Source organism: Streptomyces ureilyticus (genome assembly GCF_011045025.1).
Taxonomy (GTDB): domain Bacteria; phylum Actinomycetota; class Actinomycetes; order Streptomycetales; family Streptomycetaceae; genus Streptomyces; species Streptomyces ureilyticus.
In genome coordinates this window covers 38,185-53,539 of the sequence record NZ_JAAKZX010000045.1, presented here as the reverse complement: position 1 = coordinate 53,539, position 15,355 = coordinate 38,185, and the positions used below count along the sequence as shown (strand labels likewise).

Below are 15,355 nucleotides of genomic sequence, written 5' to 3'. Positions count from 1 at the left end.
GCTCCCCTCCCCCGTCCCCGAGTCCGGCAACGAAGCCGGACGCCCGAAGGATCCGCCATGCCGAAAACCACCACGCCGACGGCACCCGCGGCCCCACCGACCGAGCCCGACCCGTACGCCCTGCGCGCCGAGGACGTCCGCGAGGCGCCCGGTACCTTCACCGGGCGGCTGCGCCATCTCGGCCCCGGTTTCGTTCTGTCGGCCGCCGTGGTCGGCTCGGGCGAGCTCATCGTGACCACCTCGCTCGGCGCCGAGGCCGGGTTCGTACTGCTGTGGCTGGTCGTCATCAGTACGGCGGTGAAGGTGTGGGTGCAGATGGAGCTGGCCCGCTGGACGATCCTCAACGGCCGTACGGCGCTTGACGGTTACCGCGACGTCGGCCCCCGTATCGGCCGGGTGAGCTGGATCAACTGGCTGTGGATCGGCATGGACTTCGCCAAGATGTTCCAGCGGGGCGGCATCATCGGCGGTACGGCGGCGGCCTGTTCGGTGATGTGGCCGGTCACCGGGGAGGCGCTGAGTTTCCGTTCGCTGGCCGTGTGGACGGTGGTGGTCACCGCGCTGGCCGTGATCCTGCTGCGTACGGGCCGGTACAGCGTGGTGGAGCGGGTGTGCTTCGCCTCCGTCGTCGTCTTCACCCTCGTCACGGTGGCGCTGGCGCTCGGCTTGCCGATGACCGAATTCGGGTACGGGGCAGGCGAGTTGGGCGAGGGCTTCAGCTTCCTCATTCCCGCCGGAACGGCCGGGGTGGCGCTGGCCATGTTCGGGATCACCGGGGTCGGCGCCGACGAGATGACGACGTACACCTACTGGTGCATCGAGAAGGGCTACGCCCGCTGGACGGGCCCGGACGACGGGAGCGAGGAACGGGCGCGGCGGGCCGAGGGGTGGCTGAAGGTGATGCGCCTGGACGTCGCCGCCGGCTGGCTGGTCTGCACCCTGTGCACGCTGTCCTTCTACGTCATCGGCGCGGCCGTGCTGCATCCGCAGGGGCTGGTCCCCGAGGGCAACGCGATGATCACCACGCTGTCGCGGATCTACACCGACACGATGGGTCCCTGGGCCGAGTACCTGTTTCTGATCGGCGCGTTCGCCGTCCTCTTCTCGACGCTGGTCGGGTCGACCGCGAGCGTGCCGCGGCTGTGGACCAACACGCTCGGGCTGCTCGGTGTCATCGACTGGCACGACGTGCGCGTACGGCGGCGCACGATCCAGATCCTGACGTGCTGCCTGCCGCCGGTCTGGGCGTCGTTCTTCCTGTGGGTGCAGTCACCCGTGCTGATGGTGCGGATCGGTGGCATCGGCGGCGGTGTCTTCCTGCTCGCCGTGGTGATCGCGGTCTGGCGGCTGCGGTCCACCGGCGTCGACAGGCGCTTCCGCGCCAACCCGTGGCTGACGGCGGCGCTGGCCGTCAGCAGCGCGGCGATCGTGTTCCTCGGCGTCTACGGCGTACTGGACGTCTTCGGCATCAGCCTCGCGGGGTCCTGAGTCGGCCGGGTGCGGGCGGGGTACCCGGGAGCCGCGACACGGTGCCGGCCCGCGGGAGTCACGGGCCGGGGGAAGGAGCCGGACGTGGCTGAGAAGGACCGGCTGCGGACCTACCGCGGCAAGCGCCACTTCGACCGGACCAAGGAGCCGCGGGGAACCGAGGAGCCTCAGGGAGCCGGGGAACCTCGTGGCCAGGACGCGTCCTCGGACGACGGGCGGCACTTCGTCGTGCAGATCCATGACGCGAGCACCATGCACTTCGACTTCCGGCTGCAGGTGGACGACGTACTGAAGTCCTGGTCGGTGCCGAAGGGCCCGTCGGCCGATCCACAGGACAAGCGGCTCGCGATGCCGACCGAGGATCATCCGCTGGAGTACGAGGAGTTCGAGGGGGTGATCGCCGAGGGCGAGTACGGCGGCGGAACGGTCATCGTCTGGGACCGCGGTACGTACCGGCCCATGAGCCATGACCGGCGGGGGCGGCCGGTGCCCTTCGACGAGGCGCTGGAGCACGGTCATGCCAGGTTCTGGCTGGACGGCTCGAAGCTGCACGGCGGCTACGCGCTCACCCGTTTCCGCGGCGGCGAGCGCGAGGCGTGGCTGCTGGTGAAGACGGACGATGAGCGGGCCCGGCCCGGTGATCCCGGTACGCCCGATCCGCGGCGGGCCCGCTCGGTGCGCAGCGGGCGCACGCTGCGGCAGGTCGCCCGGGAGGAGTGAGCGGCGATGACCGACACCGACACCACCGGCCTCCTGGGCACGCTGTCCGCCGACGAGAGCCGGCGGCTGCGCGCGGCACGCCCCGGCGTGGAACTGGCCGACCGGCCGATGCTCGCCACACTGAGCGACCGGCGGGACTTCCCCGGCGGCTGGATCTTCGAGCGGAAGCTGGACGGCGTCCGGGTGCTGGCGGTCCGCGAGAGCGGGCGGGTGCTGCTGCTCTCCCGTACGTACAGGCGGCTCAACGACACGTACCCGGAGATCGTCGAGGCGCTCGACGAGCAGTCGTGCACGGACTTCACAGTTGACGGCGAGATCGTCGCGTTCGCGCACGGCCGGACCGACTTCGCCCGGCTCCAGCAGCGGATGGGGCTCACCCGGCGGCGGGAGATCGAGGCGACCGGTGTGGAAGTGACGTACTACCTGTTCGATCTGCTGCGGCTGGACGGCGCCGACACCACCCAACTGCCGTTGCGCTCCCGCAAGTCGCTGCTGCGTCGCGCCCTGACGTTCCGCACCCCGCTGCGGATGAGTACGCATCGCAACGCGGGTGGAACCGAGTTGCTGGCCGAGGCCTGCGCCCACGGCTGGGAGGGGCTGATCGCGAAACGTGCCGACAGCCGCTACCAGCCGCGCCGTTCGCCGGACTGGCTCAAGCTGAAGTGCTCCCAGGGGCAGGAGTTCGTGGTCGCCGGTTTCACCGAACCGGCCGGCAGCCGCGTCGGGTTCGGTGCGCTGCTGCTCGGCTACTACGACGGGGACAGGCTGCGCTACGCGGGCAAGGTGGGCACGGGCTTCGACCATCGCACCCTGGTCGCCCTCCGCGAGCGCCTGGACGCACTCCACACCTCGGCCTCGCCCTTCACCGACCGGGTGCGGGAGCCGCGTACCCACTGGGCGGATCCGGAGCTGGTCGCGCAGGTCGAGTTCACCGAGTGGACGCGGGACGGCATGCTGCGGCATCCGCGGTTCCTCGGACTGCGAGGCGACAAGACGGCGCGTGAAGTCGTCCGCGAGCGGCCGGCGGGATAGGCCCGCTCGGGATGCGCCGCATAGGCCCGATCGGGATGCTCAAAGTGCTCGGGGCGCTTGGGGTGGTCAGGATGCTCAGGCGACGACGCGGATCGTGCTCAGTTCCGGGTCCGAGGCGTCCGGGAGGTTCATGCCTCCCCGCAGCCCCGTCCGCAGATAGCGCAGGACGGGCTCGGTGAACCGCTCGCCCGGCAGGACGGCCGGGATGCCTGGCGGATACGGCGTGATCATCTCGGCCGCGACCCGCCCGGCCGCCCGCTCCAGCGGAACGGCCTCCGAGGGGCGGAAGTACGCGTCGCGGGGCCGGCAGGCCTGTTCGAGCCGCATGTCGTCACCGCTCGGTACGTCGATGTCCGGCAGCCCGGCCGCCAGTTCACCGGCATGCTCGGCGAGATCGCGCAGGGCATCGGTCAGCGGCCGGGTGGTGTCGACCGAGTCGGCGTGGGTGAGCTGGGCGTTGATGCGCCGGTGGTCCGCGAGGTGTACGTCGATGTGGTGCTCGGTGCGCAGCCAGTCGGCCGCGCGGTAGCCGCTCGTACCGAGACCGCTGACGTCGATGACCGTGGGCAGCGGATCCGAGTCGACGGAGAGGCTGGGGCCCACGAGGTCGTCGTGGCCGAGGACGTGCAGTCCGGGGATCTCGTCGATGGTGCGGCGGACGTCAGCGGCGAGTCGCAGTGCGCCGTCCAGGAGGTCCTTGCCGTGCAGGACCATCTGGCGGCGCCAGGCGTCGAGTCCCGCGTAGATGAGGACCGAGGGGCTGGTGGTGCCGAAGAGGTCGGCACGCGACCGCAGGGTGTTCGTCTCGATCAGGGAGCCCTGGAGGTGGTAGACGGAGCCCTGTTCCAGTCCGCTGCCCATCTTGTGGATGCTGGTGACGCAGACGTCCGCGCCGGCGTCCATCGCCCAGGACGGCAGGCCGGGGTGGAAGGGCAGATGGGCGCCCCAGGCCTCGTCGACGACGAGGGGCAGTTCGCGCGCGTGGAGAACGTCCGCGATGTTCCGCAGGGCGGCGCAACTCCCGTACGGGGTGGGGCTGGTGACAAGGGCGCCGCGTGCGTCCGGGTGGCGGATGAGGGCCTCCTCGAAGTCCTCCGGGCCGGGTGCGTGCGCGAAGCGTTGCTTCTCGTCCCATCGGGGATCGGCCCAGACCGGTTCGATGCCGGAGAGGATCAGTCCGGAGATCACCGACTTGTGGGCGTCGCGTCCCACGATGAGCTTCTCGCCCGGGCCCGCCACGGCGAGCATCGCCGCCTTCACGGACAGGGAGCTGCCGCAGGTGGTGAAGTACGTGTGCTCGGCGTGCACCGCGTCCGCCATGAGCCGCTCCGCCCGCAGCAGCACATCACCTCTCGTACGCCGGTCGTCGAGGCCGCCGGAGGCCAGGAGGTCGGAGGCGTAGACGGCGTCGCCGAGGATGGCCCGGGCCTGCGGTTCGGCGCCTCGCGCCTGCTTGTGGCCGGGCGGGCTGAAGGCCAGTTCGCCGCGCTCGTGATGGCGCCGCAGGGCCTCGAGTACGGGGGCTTGCGTGTGGTCCACGGTCGCCGGCCTCCCTCGGGCGGGGACGTCGGGGGTTGGGGTGCGTGCTGCTCAGTCGGAGCCGCCCACTTCGGTGGCTTCGCGGTTCGCCCGCGTGCTCGGGGTGATGGGGTCGCCCGGTCCGCGGTCCCGGCCCTCGGTGGTGTCCGTGTCGTCCTCGTGCCCCTGCTCCTTGATTTCCTCCAGGGCCTCTTCGGTAGCGGTGCGGGTCTCCTTCTGGCGCCCGGCCGGGCGCCGCATGATCTTGCGCATACGCGGCGGGTACCCGCTGGGCCGGTGGGCAGTCCGGTCCGGCGTCTGTGGGGAGCGGTCCGGTCCACCGCCCGTCATGGCGCAGTCAGGTCCGCCGCCCGTCATGGCGCAGTCAGGTCCGCCGCCTGTCATGGCAGCCGTACCGGCACCGCTCCGGCTCCGGCTCCGGCTCCGGCTCCGGCTCCGGCTCCGGCTCCGGCTCCGGCTCCGGCTCCGGCTCCGGCGAGCCGACACGAAACCCGTCCCGAAAAACGCCTCCGGCGACCGCACGGGCCGAGCCCGATACGGCCGCCGGAGGCTCATCGCGACGGCGAGCCGGGCCTACCGGCCGGTCCTCTTCGCGCGGTCGGCGGGCTTCTGCGCGGCTTCCTGCGCCTGGCCCGATATCTCTTCGGCGCGACCCTCGGCCTCCTGGCTCCGGTCGCCGGTGGCCTTGCCGGTGGCTTCCTTCATCTTGCCCTTCATCTGCTTGGCCTTGCCCTTTGCCTTCGCCATGATGATCCGTCCTTTGCGGGGAGTTGGACTGGCGTATCCACCCTGCGCCCGGGTCTGCACCTTCGCAATTCGTGAACACTTCGCCACGCTGAGTGAGCACATGCACTTCGAGGCGGCCCGCACTGGCACACGGCTGGACAAGTGGCGACGATGGAGGAACACGTCAGCGCTCCGACCCCGGAGGGGACGATGACCTCACATACCCGTTCGGGAGCTGTCGAGCCGGCCGGTGACCCACAGGAGGCGACCGTGCCTGACGAAACGGCCCGGATCGTCGCGTTGCAGGAAGAGGTCGGCCAGTTGAAGGAAGCCGTGACCTCGCATGCCGTCGTGGACCAGGCGATCGGCATGACGGTCGCGCTGGGGCGGGTGACACCCGACCAGGGCTGGGCCGTTCTGCGGGAAGTTTCCCAGCACACGAACATCAGGCTGCGGAATGTGGCGGAGCTGATCATCATCTGGGGACAGAAGGGCGAACTGCCGCCCGATATTCGCGCCACGCTGGAAGACGCCCTCGATCGTCACGGGCCGACACAGATTCCGGGCGAACCACCCCTTGAACCGCCTTCCTGAAGCACCCTTGGGGAATCGCCCCCCTAATCACCTCCGGAAATCCGCACGACGGACCCGGTGATGTGTCTTCAGCATTCCCCAACAGGGCAGGGCGACTGCTTTGTTCGGACGGATCCGAAGCGTTTCGGATCCGTCCTCGTGGTTAGTTCGGACATCGGCGGCACACTGGCAAACCGCTCCCGGGAGGGTTCGGCAGTGAGCTCGCCGCTCGGTCGCCCGGGCCGGGGACACCGGCACCGGGCGACCGAGTTCGTCCGCTCCGGGACACGGCGCGGACACGACGGCGGGCCGGACATCAGACGGCGGCCCTGTCGGCGATCAGACGGCCTTCTCGGCGAGGGCCTTCTCCCTCAGTTCGGCGCAACAGGCGCTGAGCAGCCGGGACACGTGCATCTGCGAGATGCCGAGCTGATGCGCGATCCGGCTTTGTGTCATCCCTCCGAAGAAGCGCAGGTAGAGGATGGTGCGTTCGCGTTCGGGGAGTTCCTGCAGACAGGGCTTCACGGCCTCGCGGTCGACGACCAGATCGAACCCGGCGTCGGGTTCGCCGAGGACGTCTCCCAGTGCGTAACCGTCGTCGCTGCCCGGCAGCTCGGCGTCCAGCGAGAGGGCGGTGAAACTGTCGAGAGCTTCGAGACCGATCCGTACGTCGTCCTCGCTCATCCGCGCGTACTCGGCGATCTCACTGACGGTGGGCCGACGGCCGGACGACGTCTGCGAAAGGTCCTTCACGGCCGTACGGACGCGATTGCGCAGGTCCTGGACCCGGCGCGGTACGTGAAGAACCCACATATGGTCCCGGAAGTGGCGCTTGATCTCGCCGGTGATGGTCGGGATCGCGTAGCTCTCGAAGGCGCAGCCACGGTCCGGGTCGTAACGGGCGACCGCCTTGACGAGGCCGAGGGCCGCGACCTGGCAGAGGTCCTCGACCGACTCGCCGCGCCCCCGGTACTGGGTGGCGATGCGGTCGGCCATGGGCAGCCAGGCCCGGACGATCTCGTCGCGCAAGGCGTCGCGCTCGGGCCCCTCGGGCAGGGCGGCGAGCCTTTCGAAGGCCGCGGCCGTGTCGGGGGCGTCGTCGTGCGGGTGTTGCTTCGATCTGACGGTGACTCGCATGGTGCGTCGCAACTCCCTCAGAAGGTGCCGAGACAGTCACCATGGGAGAAGGCGCACACGGACCGTTCGGAACACACCCGCGATCTGGCGGACCAGCCCCCACGGACGTGCCTCCTGTCCGAAGCACTTATGAGTGCATTTGCCCGGTATTCGCTCACCCAAACGCAATCGTTCAAACCCAGTGGGCAGTACTCGTTCGATCCACCGGCGTGGGAATGGCGTGACACCGAGCTATCAACCGGTCCCGAGATGCGACGAGCCCGGCTGAATACCCGTAATTCGCGGCCGGAAAATGCCGAACGGGAGCCACAAGCCGCTGTTTCGCTCGGCCGCGCCGGGTACTCGCGAGTGATGGACATCGTCACGACACGACTGGCCATCGACTCCGCGGTGGCTGGTGGCGTGGTGCCGTTCCTGGTCGGGCTCATCGTCGTCGGCGGCCTGATCTGGGCCGTGGTGCGCGGCCGCCGGATCCGCGCCCGCGAGCCCGCACCGCCACGCCCCGAGGAGCAGCCGAGGCCGCCCGACTCCGGCCCCGTGCATGAGGTCCGCGAGCGGCGCGAGCCCGTCGAGGTGCCGCGCGGCCGCCACCGGACCACCCCGCACCGGCTACGGGGACACGGCAACCTCCGCACCCGCCGCGCCGCGGACCAGGAGGCGCCGAAGTGCGACGAGAAGTCCAGCGGAGGCTTCGGCAGCGGCGGCCCCGGGCGGACCTGATCCGTCGACGCCCGGAAGGAACGGGAAGGAACACGCACATGAGTCACACCGACCGCGACACCCTGCCCCTGCCCGACTTCGACCATCTGCCGCTGGGCGGCCTGCGGACCCGTATCCGGTCGCTGTCCACAGACGAGGTCGAGCAGATACTGGCCTACGAGCGCGCACACGCGGACCGTACGCCGGTGGTGGAGATGATCAAGGCCCGGCTGTCCGAGCTCGCTTCCGGGGCGGAACCCACGGGCGGCGACCCCACGGCCGTACGCCCCGAACAGTCCCCGCAACGCGCGGGCCGGACGGTCTCACCCGCCACCGCCGCGGAGGCGACCCACCCGCCGCCCCACGGAACTCCGGACCAACGCGGCAGGCCGAAGGGCAACCAGACCTGAGGCTCCGCCTACCCGGTGCCGGGGCCTGCCGGGGCATGTGGCCGACTCCGTATGAGCCGGACTACCGTGGATACCCGTCATCCCCATGAAGGCGCTGATCATCAACTGCACCCTCAAGGCCTCGTCCGAACCGTCCAACGCGGAAGCCCTCGGTGCCGCCCGAGCCCTGGCCGACCGGCGGCCTCTCGGGGCACCTGAGGGCTGAGGCCGCCCCGCGTGGGTGCCCTTCTCGCACTGGCTTCCGCAGCCCTCTACGGCGTCGTCGACTACGCCGGTGGGCTGCGTCTGCTTCCTGGGCGACAGGCCCACGCTCCTGGCCTGGCTCGGCATCTGCGTCACGGTGCCCGCGCTGTGGCTCGTGTCCGGTGGAGAGACCCGCCACGGAGCGGGTGCGACGCCGGCGACCGTGGACGGTCTCCTCGCCAGCCTGGGCGTGGCCGTGCAGTACATCGGCCTGGCGCAGGCGAGCGCGGGCAGTGGGGTGTGGCCGGTGGTGGCGGGGCGGGTGGCCGCGGTCGTCGTGGTGCTGCCCGGCGTCTGGCGGCGTGGCCCGCAGTTCCGGCAGTCCCCGAAGGCACTGGTTCAGGCGGTCGCAATCGGGGCTGGCGCCGCTCTCGGACTGACCCTCTACCTCTGGGCCACTCGGCTGCAGATGCTGGCCCTCGCCGTCGTACTGGCGTCACTCTATCCGGCCATCCCCACGGTCCTCGGGCTCGCGATGCTCCACGAGAAGGTCAGCCGCAGACAGCTGGTTGGCCTGGTGAGCGCGGGCACGGCGATCGTCCTGCTGACCTTGGGGTGATGACAGGGTTCAGCCCTCGATGCCGTACAAGCATTCGAATACAGGCGTAACCTGACCCATGTCCACCCACCTCCAGGGCTCGCTCTTCGACCAGACCGACGACATCCGCCTCGGCCCGCCGCACGGGCTGCGCAGGACCCGGCTCGGTGACGGTGCCTGGATCGATCTGCTGCCGGGGTGGCTGAGCGGGGCCGGTGCGCTGTTCACGCGGCTTGCCGGCGAGGTGCCCTGGCGGGCCGAGCGGCGGCAGATGTACGAGCAGACGGTGGACGTCCCGCGGCTGCTCGCCCACTACGGTGCCGATGACGTGCTGCCGCACCCCGTTCTGGACGAGGCGCGGGATGCCCTTTCCGCGCACTACGCCGAGGAGTTGGGGGAGCCGTTCACCACCGCCGGGCTCTGCTACTACCGGGACGGCAGGGACAGCGTGGCCTGGCACGGGGACCGGACCGGGCGGGGCGCGCGCGAGGACACGATGGTCGCCATCCTCTCCGTGGGCACGCCGCGCGATCTGCTGCTGCGGCCCCGGCGCGGCGGCAGCACCGTACGGCGCCCGCTCGGCCACGGGGACCTGCTCGTGATGGGCGGCTCCTGCCAGCGGACCTGGGAACACGCGGTCCCCAAGACCACGCGGGCGGCCGGACCCCGGATCAGCATCCAGTTCCGGCCGCACGGCGTGCGATGACCGGGCCCTCAGGTCCGGGCCCACAGGTCCATGACCTCAGCGGAGGTCGCTCTCCTTGAGGTAGTCGGAGCCGATGAGCACCCTCTTGTAGTTGCTCTTGTCGACGCTCACCGGCTCCAGCAGGTAGGCGGGCACGACCTTCTCCCCGTTGTCGTACGTGTTCTCGTCGTTGATCGCCGGCCGCTTGCCGTGGACCACCGCGTTGACCATGTACGAGGTGATGAGCGCGAGTTCGCGGGTGTCCTTGTAGACGGTCTGCGTCTGTTCACCGGCGATGATCGACTTGATCGAGGGGATCTCGGCGTCCTGCCCCGTGATGATGGGCAGACGTCTGCCTCCATCGCCGTAGCCGTGAGCCTTCAGCGCTCTGACGATCCCAAGGGACATGCCGTCGTACGGAGAGAGGACCGCGTCGACGCGCTCGTTCTCGTAGTGGGAGTCGAGGAGTTCGTTCATGCGCTTCTCGGCCCTGACACCGTCCCAGCGCAGGGTCGTCATCTTGTCCATCTCGGTCTGCCCGGATCTCACGACGAGTTCGCCGCTGTCGATGTAGGGATCCAGAACCTTCATGGCGCCGTCATAGAAATAGCGGGTGTTGTTGTCGTCGGGCGAGCCGGCGAACAGCTCGATGTTGAACGGGCCCTCGGCACTGCCGTTGACCAGGCCCAGCTGCTCGACGAGGAAGTCGGCCTGGAGCTGGCCGACCTGCTCGTTGTCGAAGGTGGCGTAGTAGTCGACGTCGGGGGTGTCCAGGAGCAGGCGGTCGTAGGAGATCACCGGTATTTTCGCCGACTCGGCCTTGCGCAGCACCTCCTTGAACGCGCGTCCGTCGACCGCCGCGATGACCAGGGCGTCCACACCGTCGTCGATCATCGCCTGCACCTGCTCGACCTGGGCCTTCGGGTCGTCCTCGGCGTACTTCAGGGTGGCGCCGTAGCCGAATCCCTTGACCTGGTCGACCATGCTGCGGCCGTCGCCGATCCACCGCGGGGACTTCGTGGTTGGCATCGCTATGCCGACGCTTTCGTCTCCTGAACTGCCCACGTCTCCACTCTCCCCGCAGGCGGCGAGGGACAGGGACAGGGCTGCGGACAGGGCCGCGGCTACGGTGATGCGGACGCGCATGGTCATCTTCCTCACAGAGTGACAAGTCACCGCACCGGACTCGTTCGTACGGCTCGTACGGCCGGCGGGTGCGCCAGGTGAACCGACACCCGGGAGCGGTGAGCTTCCGGGGTCGGCCGGCCTCACCGGGGCCCCGGCGAGGTGGTGCGGCGGCAGACCGTTCGGTATGTGTCTCGGAGCGGTTTTCCGTTGAACCCGCACACGAGCAGGCCGGAGTGACCGGCCCCCACGCGCGCGGACTCGAACGTGGGGCGACGGGAGCGTATACCGACGGAGACGCTCTGTGGTCGACTTTCGTCACATTGATTGCGTCAGCGCACGACCAACGAGCAAACGTGCAACAGAAAGCGTCCCGATCCGAACCGGAACCGGCCTACAACTCGGCTTACTCTGGGGTCAGTTGGGCAACCAAGTGCTCGGCGAGCGCGCGGACCTGCGACATCAGCCCGTTCCAGGATTCCGTCTCGTCCCCGAGATAGATCGACCGCGCACGGGCCAGTACGGGCCGGTGCCGTTCTGGCAGGCGGTCAAGTGCCCAGTCGGCAGCGGCATCCTTGGAGGTGATCGTTCCGGTTTCCAGCGTGGTCCAGATACGGGCGAGGGTCAGCAGGACGTTGCGGGTGTCCGACTCCAGCTCGGCGAGCAGCTCCGGCACACCGGCGACGATCGCCCGCCGCAGGTCCTCGTGCGGGACGGGATCGAGAACGTCCGCGGGCGGCGGGCCGAACAGCGGAGCGTTCCCGAGCAGCACCATCGTGATCAGCGGCGCGAGATCGGGCGCGGGCGCCGGAGCGGGCACCACCCCGCGCTCGAACTCCTCGCGCAGCCACTCGCCGTAGAGGAACTCGCAGCGGGGCGGATAACGCCAGGGGCGGACGTCGCCCCAGGCCACGACGGTGAGTTCGACGGGACGGCGGCCGGTTCCGCTCGGGGCCTGCCTCCCGGAGACCTCGAGCAGGCCGTGGACCAGGGCCCGCCGCTCCTGCTCCGTCGTTCCCCGTCGTGCGACGACGAACAGGTCGAGATCGCTGCCCGGCCGCAGTCCGCCGAGAACGGCGGAGCCGTGCAGGTAGACGCCGACGACGTCCGTACCGAGTACGCGGTGCACCAGGCGCAGGACGTCAGCGGTCTGGGAATCGGGGAGGGAGCCGGAAGGAGGCGTGCGGTCGTTCACGGTCGGGATCGTAGGGTCAGAGCCCCGCGTCGCAGCACCCCTCCCGCCGCATCAGCCGTCCGACCTCGAGCCAGTCCTCCTTCTCCATCGAGTTCCCTGGCGGGTGCTCCTCCGAGCGCCGGGTCGCGGGCTCGTACGAGGCCACCAGGTCCTCGGTCGTGTACGGCACCCCGCCCCGGAGTACGGAGACCGTACGGACGAGGGTGTCGAAGTCCGTGAAGGGGTCGCCGTCCACCACCGTCAGGTCGGCGAGCCTGCCCGGCCGTACGGTGCCGAGGTCCCCGTCGACGCCGAACAGCCGGGCGGGCAGCACGGTCACGGTGCGCAGGGCCGCCGCAGGGGACAGTCCGCCCCGGTGCAGGGCGCGCAGGCCGAGGTGGAGGGAGAGGCCGACGGGGACAAGGGGCTGGTCAGTGCCGAGCGCCACGAGGCCGCCCGCGGCGAGGATCCGCCGGTAGATGTCGGTCTCGGTGCGCAGCGTCGCCAGCTGGGCGGGGGTCGGGGGCACGCCTGCGGACTGCTGGACCAGCGCTACGTCCCAGGGCGGCATCACGGCGGTGACCCGGGGGTCGTCGGCGAGCCCCGGGTCCGCGCCGAGAAGCGGCGAGGAGGTGAACGGCGTGGCGCTGAGGCCGAAGTTGACTCCCCGCGCGCTGTAGATCTCCACCAGGTCCTGGTAGGCCCGCCCGGAGGCGGTCACCGCATGCCCGAACTCCCCTCGCTGCGTGGCCTGCAGATGGGTCGTCAGGTCCTGGCCGAGCTGGACGCCCGGCGACAGGAGATGGCCACCCGTCCGTACGCCGAGGCGCTCGTGGGCGAACCGCGCGGCCTCCTCCATCACCCAACTCGGCGCTCGCACATAGGTCTTGACGAAGTCCCAGTCGAGCGCGGCACCCCGCTCCAACGAGCGCCGCAGCCCCTCTCTGGTGGCGTGGGCGCGTCCCATGCTGTAGGCGACGCGGGGCCCGTCGAGCAGTTCCCCCGTGGTCAGCAGCCGGGGTCCGGCCAGCTGCCCCGTCGCCACGGCCTCGCGGATCCGGGCCTGCTCGTGGGCGAATCCGCCGAGCGACACGGCGGTGGTGATGCCGTAGGTGAGCTGGCCGACGGTCTGGCGTCCGCCGTAGGTGATCTGCCAGGGGTGAGTGTGGGTGTCCCACAGCCCGGGGACGACGGTGTGGTCCGAGGCGTCGATGCGCCTGAGGGCGCCGCGCCGCCGGTGCGGTTCCACGGCGGCGACGCGTCCGCCGCGTACCACGATGTCGACGTCGTCCCGTACGGATTCACCTGTGCCGTCCCACAGTTGACCGGCGTGCACCACCGTGTCGGCGGGTACGGGTCTGCGCTGATCGAGCGGTACGCGGACCGTCCGCGCCGGTCCGCCGTCGATGTCGGTGAGCCGCGGCCGGGCACCCGACACGTACAGCAGGGTCTTCGAGTCGCCGGACCAGGAAGGGTGATCGGCCGGTTCGGTGGTGAGGGTGCGCAGGGAGCCGCGCGGGGTGCCGTCCGATGCGACGGGCAGCAGGCAGAGCGCGGATTCGACGATCACCGCCATCCAGCGGCCGTCGGGCGACCAGACAGGTCCGGAGTCGTACCGGTCGGCGAGTGAGACATGGGGTGCGACGGAGTGCAGGCGGTCGGTACCGGTGCGGGTGTCGACGACTCGGATGAGGTTGTACCCCTCGCGGAAGCGGAGGTTGAGACGGCCCCGGTCGCAGAGCGCGAGGTAACGGCCGTCGGGCGACCAACTGGGCCGGCCGGGCAGCCCGCCCGCGCCCAGCGGGGTCGCGAGCACCCGTTCCGTACCGGCCTCCAGATCGCGGACGACGAGCCGCCCGGTCATGTCGAGGCAGGCGAGCCGCGTGCCGTCGGGCGAGAGCGCGGGATGCACTCGGCCGCCGGTCGCGAGCGCGGTCTCCCTCCCGGTGGCGAGATCCCGCCGGTACACGCCGAGCAGTCCGTCGCGGTCGTCGGCGTACAGCAAGGAGCGCCCGTCACGGGCCCACACGGGCCCGAGGAGATAGCGGGTGGGGTCCGACCGGCGCAGCCGCTCCGGTGCCCGGCCGCCCGAACTGTCCGCCAGCCACAGCGAGTTGAGCGCTGCGAACGCGATCCGCCGCCCGTCGGGCGACAGGGCGGGCAGGTGGATGCCCCGCACCGGTCGCGCACGCCCCTCCCCCAGGTCGTACTCCTTGACCCGATAACGCGGCCGGTCCACGGGCAGCACGCCCTCGAAGGGGATCGCTTCCGGCTCCGCCGGTCTCTCCGGTCGTACGAGGGTGAACTGGCCGTCCACGGTGAGCAGGAGCTCTCCCGCCGTCGTCCAGCGCGGGGGCACCGGCGCGAGGTCCCCTGCGACCGTGACGAGCTTGCCGTCGACGACCAGCGTGCACGCGCCGTTGGGCGCTGCCGTGACCCGCAGATACGCCAGGCGTCGGCCGTCCGGTGCGAGGGCCGGAGTCATGACCTGCGCGGTCTGCGTCTCGGTGTGCTCCACGACGACCGGTCCGGTGCCGTCGGGCGGCACGGCTGCGATGGTCCGGGCTTCGAGTGCGGGGCCGGAGGCGGTAGTGACGCCCTTGGCGCGTACGAACAGGATCCGCTTCCCGTCCGGCGACCAGGTGGGGTCGAAGTCCTCCCAGGCTCCGTCCTGGAGAGGGCCTTCCTGCCCGGGGAGGCCGGTGACGCGGGTCAGTTCGCCGGTGGACAGGTCGAGCACATGGATGCGGTACGGGCTCCCCGTCACCGGGTCGCCGCCGCGCTCGGAGGCGAGGGCGAGGCGGGTGCCGTCGGGCGACCAGGCCGGACCGCGGTCGTCCCAGGGGCCGTCGGTGCGCTGCCGTACGTCGGAGCCGTCCGGGCGCATGGTCCACACGTGGAAGCCGCCGCCCTCGTAGGCGCAGAACGCGATGAGCTTGCCGTCGGGGGCGTACACGGGCCGGTTCGGTTCGAGCCCGGCTGGGGTGAGGGGGACGGCCTTGCCTCCCGTACGCGGCAGCGACCACAGGACGTTCTGGATCTCGGCGATCAGCCGGTCGCCGCCGGGAGCGAGGGTCGCGGAGCCATTGGTGGCCGCGGTGAAGGACAGCGCGAGCCCGGTGCGCGGCTGTGCCACGGCGGGCGTGGCGCCGACGGCGGTGACGGCTCCGGCGGCGCCCGCGGCGGCGAGGAGTTGCCGACGGGAGAGTGCGGATGAAGGGGACGGCGAGGGGGTGGCGTTGCTCCTGTCACGGTCCATGACTGAG

Annotated in this window: 15 protein-coding genes; 8 read left to right on the top strand and 7 right to left on the bottom strand. The window is 70.7% G+C overall.

Annotation, left to right across the window (positions count from 1 at the left end; translation table 11 throughout):
- The first annotated feature begins 57 nt into the window (after positions 1-57).
- The 3 genes from G6048_RS16840 (at position 58) to ligD (ending at position 3,240) form a co-directional block, all read left to right on the top strand.
- Complete coding sequence (locus G6048_RS16840) at positions 58-1,488, top strand: Nramp family divalent metal transporter (RefSeq protein WP_165340356.1); 1,431 nt, start codon at positions 58-60, stop codon at positions 1,486-1,488.
- A gap of 84 nt (positions 1,489-1,572) precedes the next feature.
- Positions 1,573-2,208 carry a DNA polymerase ligase N-terminal domain-containing protein gene (locus G6048_RS16835; protein ID WP_165340355.1) on the top strand — a complete coding sequence of 212 codons (636 nt, stop codon included), beginning with the start codon at positions 1,573-1,575 and terminating at the stop codon, positions 2,206-2,208.
- A gap of 6 nt (positions 2,209-2,214) precedes the next feature.
- Positions 2,215-3,240: a non-homologous end-joining DNA ligase gene (gene ligD / locus G6048_RS16830; RefSeq protein WP_165340354.1), complete on the top strand. Its 1,026-nt coding sequence runs from the start codon at positions 2,215-2,217 to the stop codon at positions 3,238-3,240.
- A gap of 75 nt (positions 3,241-3,315) precedes the next feature.
- Here the strand turns inward: ligD and G6048_RS16825 are convergent, their stop codons facing one another.
- From G6048_RS16825 to G6048_RS16810, 3 genes are all read right to left on the bottom strand, one after another.
- Positions 3,316-4,779 carry an aminotransferase class I/II-fold pyridoxal phosphate-dependent enzyme gene (locus G6048_RS16825; RefSeq protein ID WP_165340353.1) on the bottom strand — a complete coding sequence of 488 codons (1,464 nt, stop codon included), beginning with the start codon at positions 4,777-4,779 and terminating at the stop codon, positions 3,316-3,318.
- A gap of 51 nt (positions 4,780-4,830) precedes the next feature.
- Entirely contained in the window at positions 4,831-5,031 is a 201-nt protein-coding gene (locus G6048_RS16820) for a hypothetical protein (RefSeq protein ID WP_165340352.1), read from the bottom strand.
- Positions 5,032-5,352: 321 nt separating this feature from the next.
- Positions 5,353-5,526, bottom strand: a complete 174-nt coding sequence (locus tag G6048_RS16810; protein WP_165340351.1) for a CsbD family protein — start codon at positions 5,524-5,526, stop codon at positions 5,353-5,355.
- A gap of 249 nt (positions 5,527-5,775) precedes the next feature.
- Between G6048_RS16810 and G6048_RS16805 the strand changes: the two genes are divergently transcribed.
- Entirely contained in the window at positions 5,776-6,099 is a 324-nt protein-coding gene (locus tag G6048_RS16805) for an ANTAR domain-containing protein (RefSeq protein WP_328826162.1), read from the top strand.
- A gap of 318 nt (positions 6,100-6,417) precedes the next feature.
- Here the strand turns inward: G6048_RS16805 and G6048_RS16800 are convergent, their stop codons facing one another.
- Positions 6,418-7,215, bottom strand: coding sequence for an RNA polymerase sigma factor SigF (locus G6048_RS16800; protein ID WP_165340350.1), 798 nt, complete (start codon positions 7,213-7,215; stop codon positions 6,418-6,420).
- 351 nt (positions 7,216-7,566) lie between these two features.
- Here G6048_RS16800 and G6048_RS16795 point away from each other — a divergent pair, with 351 nt between their 5' ends.
- The 4 genes from G6048_RS16795 (at position 7,567) to G6048_RS16780 (ending at position 9,811) form a co-directional block, all read left to right on the top strand.
- On the top strand, positions 7,567-7,935 hold the full coding sequence (locus tag G6048_RS16795; RefSeq protein ID WP_165340349.1) for a DUF6479 family protein: 369 nt from the start codon (positions 7,567-7,569) through the stop codon (positions 7,933-7,935).
- Between the two features lie 38 nt (positions 7,936-7,973).
- The gene (locus tag G6048_RS16790) at positions 7,974-8,324 is read left to right on the top strand and encodes a hypothetical protein (RefSeq protein ID WP_165340348.1); all 351 of its coding nucleotides are present in this window, start codon (positions 7,974-7,976) and stop codon (positions 8,322-8,324) included.
- 274 nt (positions 8,325-8,598) lie between these two features.
- Positions 8,599-9,126, top strand: a complete 528-nt coding sequence (locus tag G6048_RS16785) for an EamA family transporter (protein WP_328826159.1) — start codon at positions 8,599-8,601, stop codon at positions 9,124-9,126.
- Between the two features lie 58 nt (positions 9,127-9,184).
- The gene (locus G6048_RS16780; protein ID WP_165340346.1) at positions 9,185-9,811 is read left to right on the top strand and encodes an alpha-ketoglutarate-dependent dioxygenase AlkB; all 627 of its coding nucleotides are present in this window, start codon (positions 9,185-9,187) and stop codon (positions 9,809-9,811) included.
- Positions 9,812-9,847: 36 nt separating this feature from the next.
- On the opposite strand, the gene chvE is transcribed toward G6048_RS16780, so the two are convergent.
- From chvE to G6048_RS16765, 3 genes are all read right to left on the bottom strand, one after another.
- On the bottom strand, positions 9,848-10,942 hold the full coding sequence (gene chvE / locus G6048_RS16775) for a multiple monosaccharide ABC transporter substrate-binding protein (RefSeq protein WP_165340345.1): 1,095 nt from the start codon (positions 10,940-10,942) through the stop codon (positions 9,848-9,850).
- A 379-nt stretch (positions 10,943-11,321) separates the two neighbouring features.
- Complete coding sequence (locus G6048_RS16770) at positions 11,322-12,110, bottom strand: aminoglycoside adenylyltransferase family protein (RefSeq protein WP_165340344.1); 789 nt, start codon at positions 12,108-12,110, stop codon at positions 11,322-11,324.
- Between the two features lie 16 nt (positions 12,111-12,126).
- On the bottom strand, positions 12,127-15,348 hold the full coding sequence (locus tag G6048_RS16765; protein WP_165340343.1) for an amidohydrolase family protein: 3,222 nt from the start codon (positions 15,346-15,348) through the stop codon (positions 12,127-12,129).
- Positions 15,349-15,355: the final 7 nt, after the last annotated feature.

What these genes read in the sequence shown, in the direction of transcription:
- G6048_RS16840 (WP_165340356.1), top strand. Translation starts at nt 58, where the DNA reads ATGCCGAAAACCACCACGCCGACGGCACCCGCGGCCCCACCGACCGAG.
- ligD (WP_165340354.1), top strand. Translation starts at nt 2,215, where the DNA reads ATGACCGACACCGACACCACCGGCCTCCTGGGCACGCTGTCCGCCGAC.
- G6048_RS16820 (WP_165340352.1), bottom strand. Translation starts at nt 5,031, where the DNA reads ATGCGCAAGATCATGCGGCGCCCGGCCGGGCGCCAGAAGGAGACCCGC.
- G6048_RS16810 (WP_165340351.1), bottom strand. Translation starts at nt 5,526, where the DNA reads ATGGCGAAGGCAAAGGGCAAGGCCAAGCAGATGAAGGGCAAGATGAAG.
- G6048_RS16800 (WP_165340350.1), bottom strand. Translation starts at nt 7,215, where the DNA reads ATGCGAGTCACCGTCAGATCGAAGCAACACCCGCACGACGACGCCCCC.
- G6048_RS16795 (WP_165340349.1), top strand. Translation starts at nt 7,567, where the DNA reads ATGGACATCGTCACGACACGACTGGCCATCGACTCCGCGGTGGCTGGT.
- G6048_RS16790 (WP_165340348.1), top strand. Translation starts at nt 7,974, where the DNA reads ATGAGTCACACCGACCGCGACACCCTGCCCCTGCCCGACTTCGACCAT.
- G6048_RS16780 (WP_165340346.1), top strand. Translation starts at nt 9,185, where the DNA reads ATGTCCACCCACCTCCAGGGCTCGCTCTTCGACCAGACCGACGACATC.
- chvE (WP_165340345.1), bottom strand. Translation starts at nt 10,942, where the DNA reads ATGACCATGCGCGTCCGCATCACCGTAGCCGCGGCCCTGTCCGCAGCC.
- G6048_RS16765 (WP_165340343.1), bottom strand. Translation starts at nt 15,348, where the DNA reads ATGGACCGTGACAGGAGCAACGCCACCCCCTCGCCGTCCCCTTCATCC.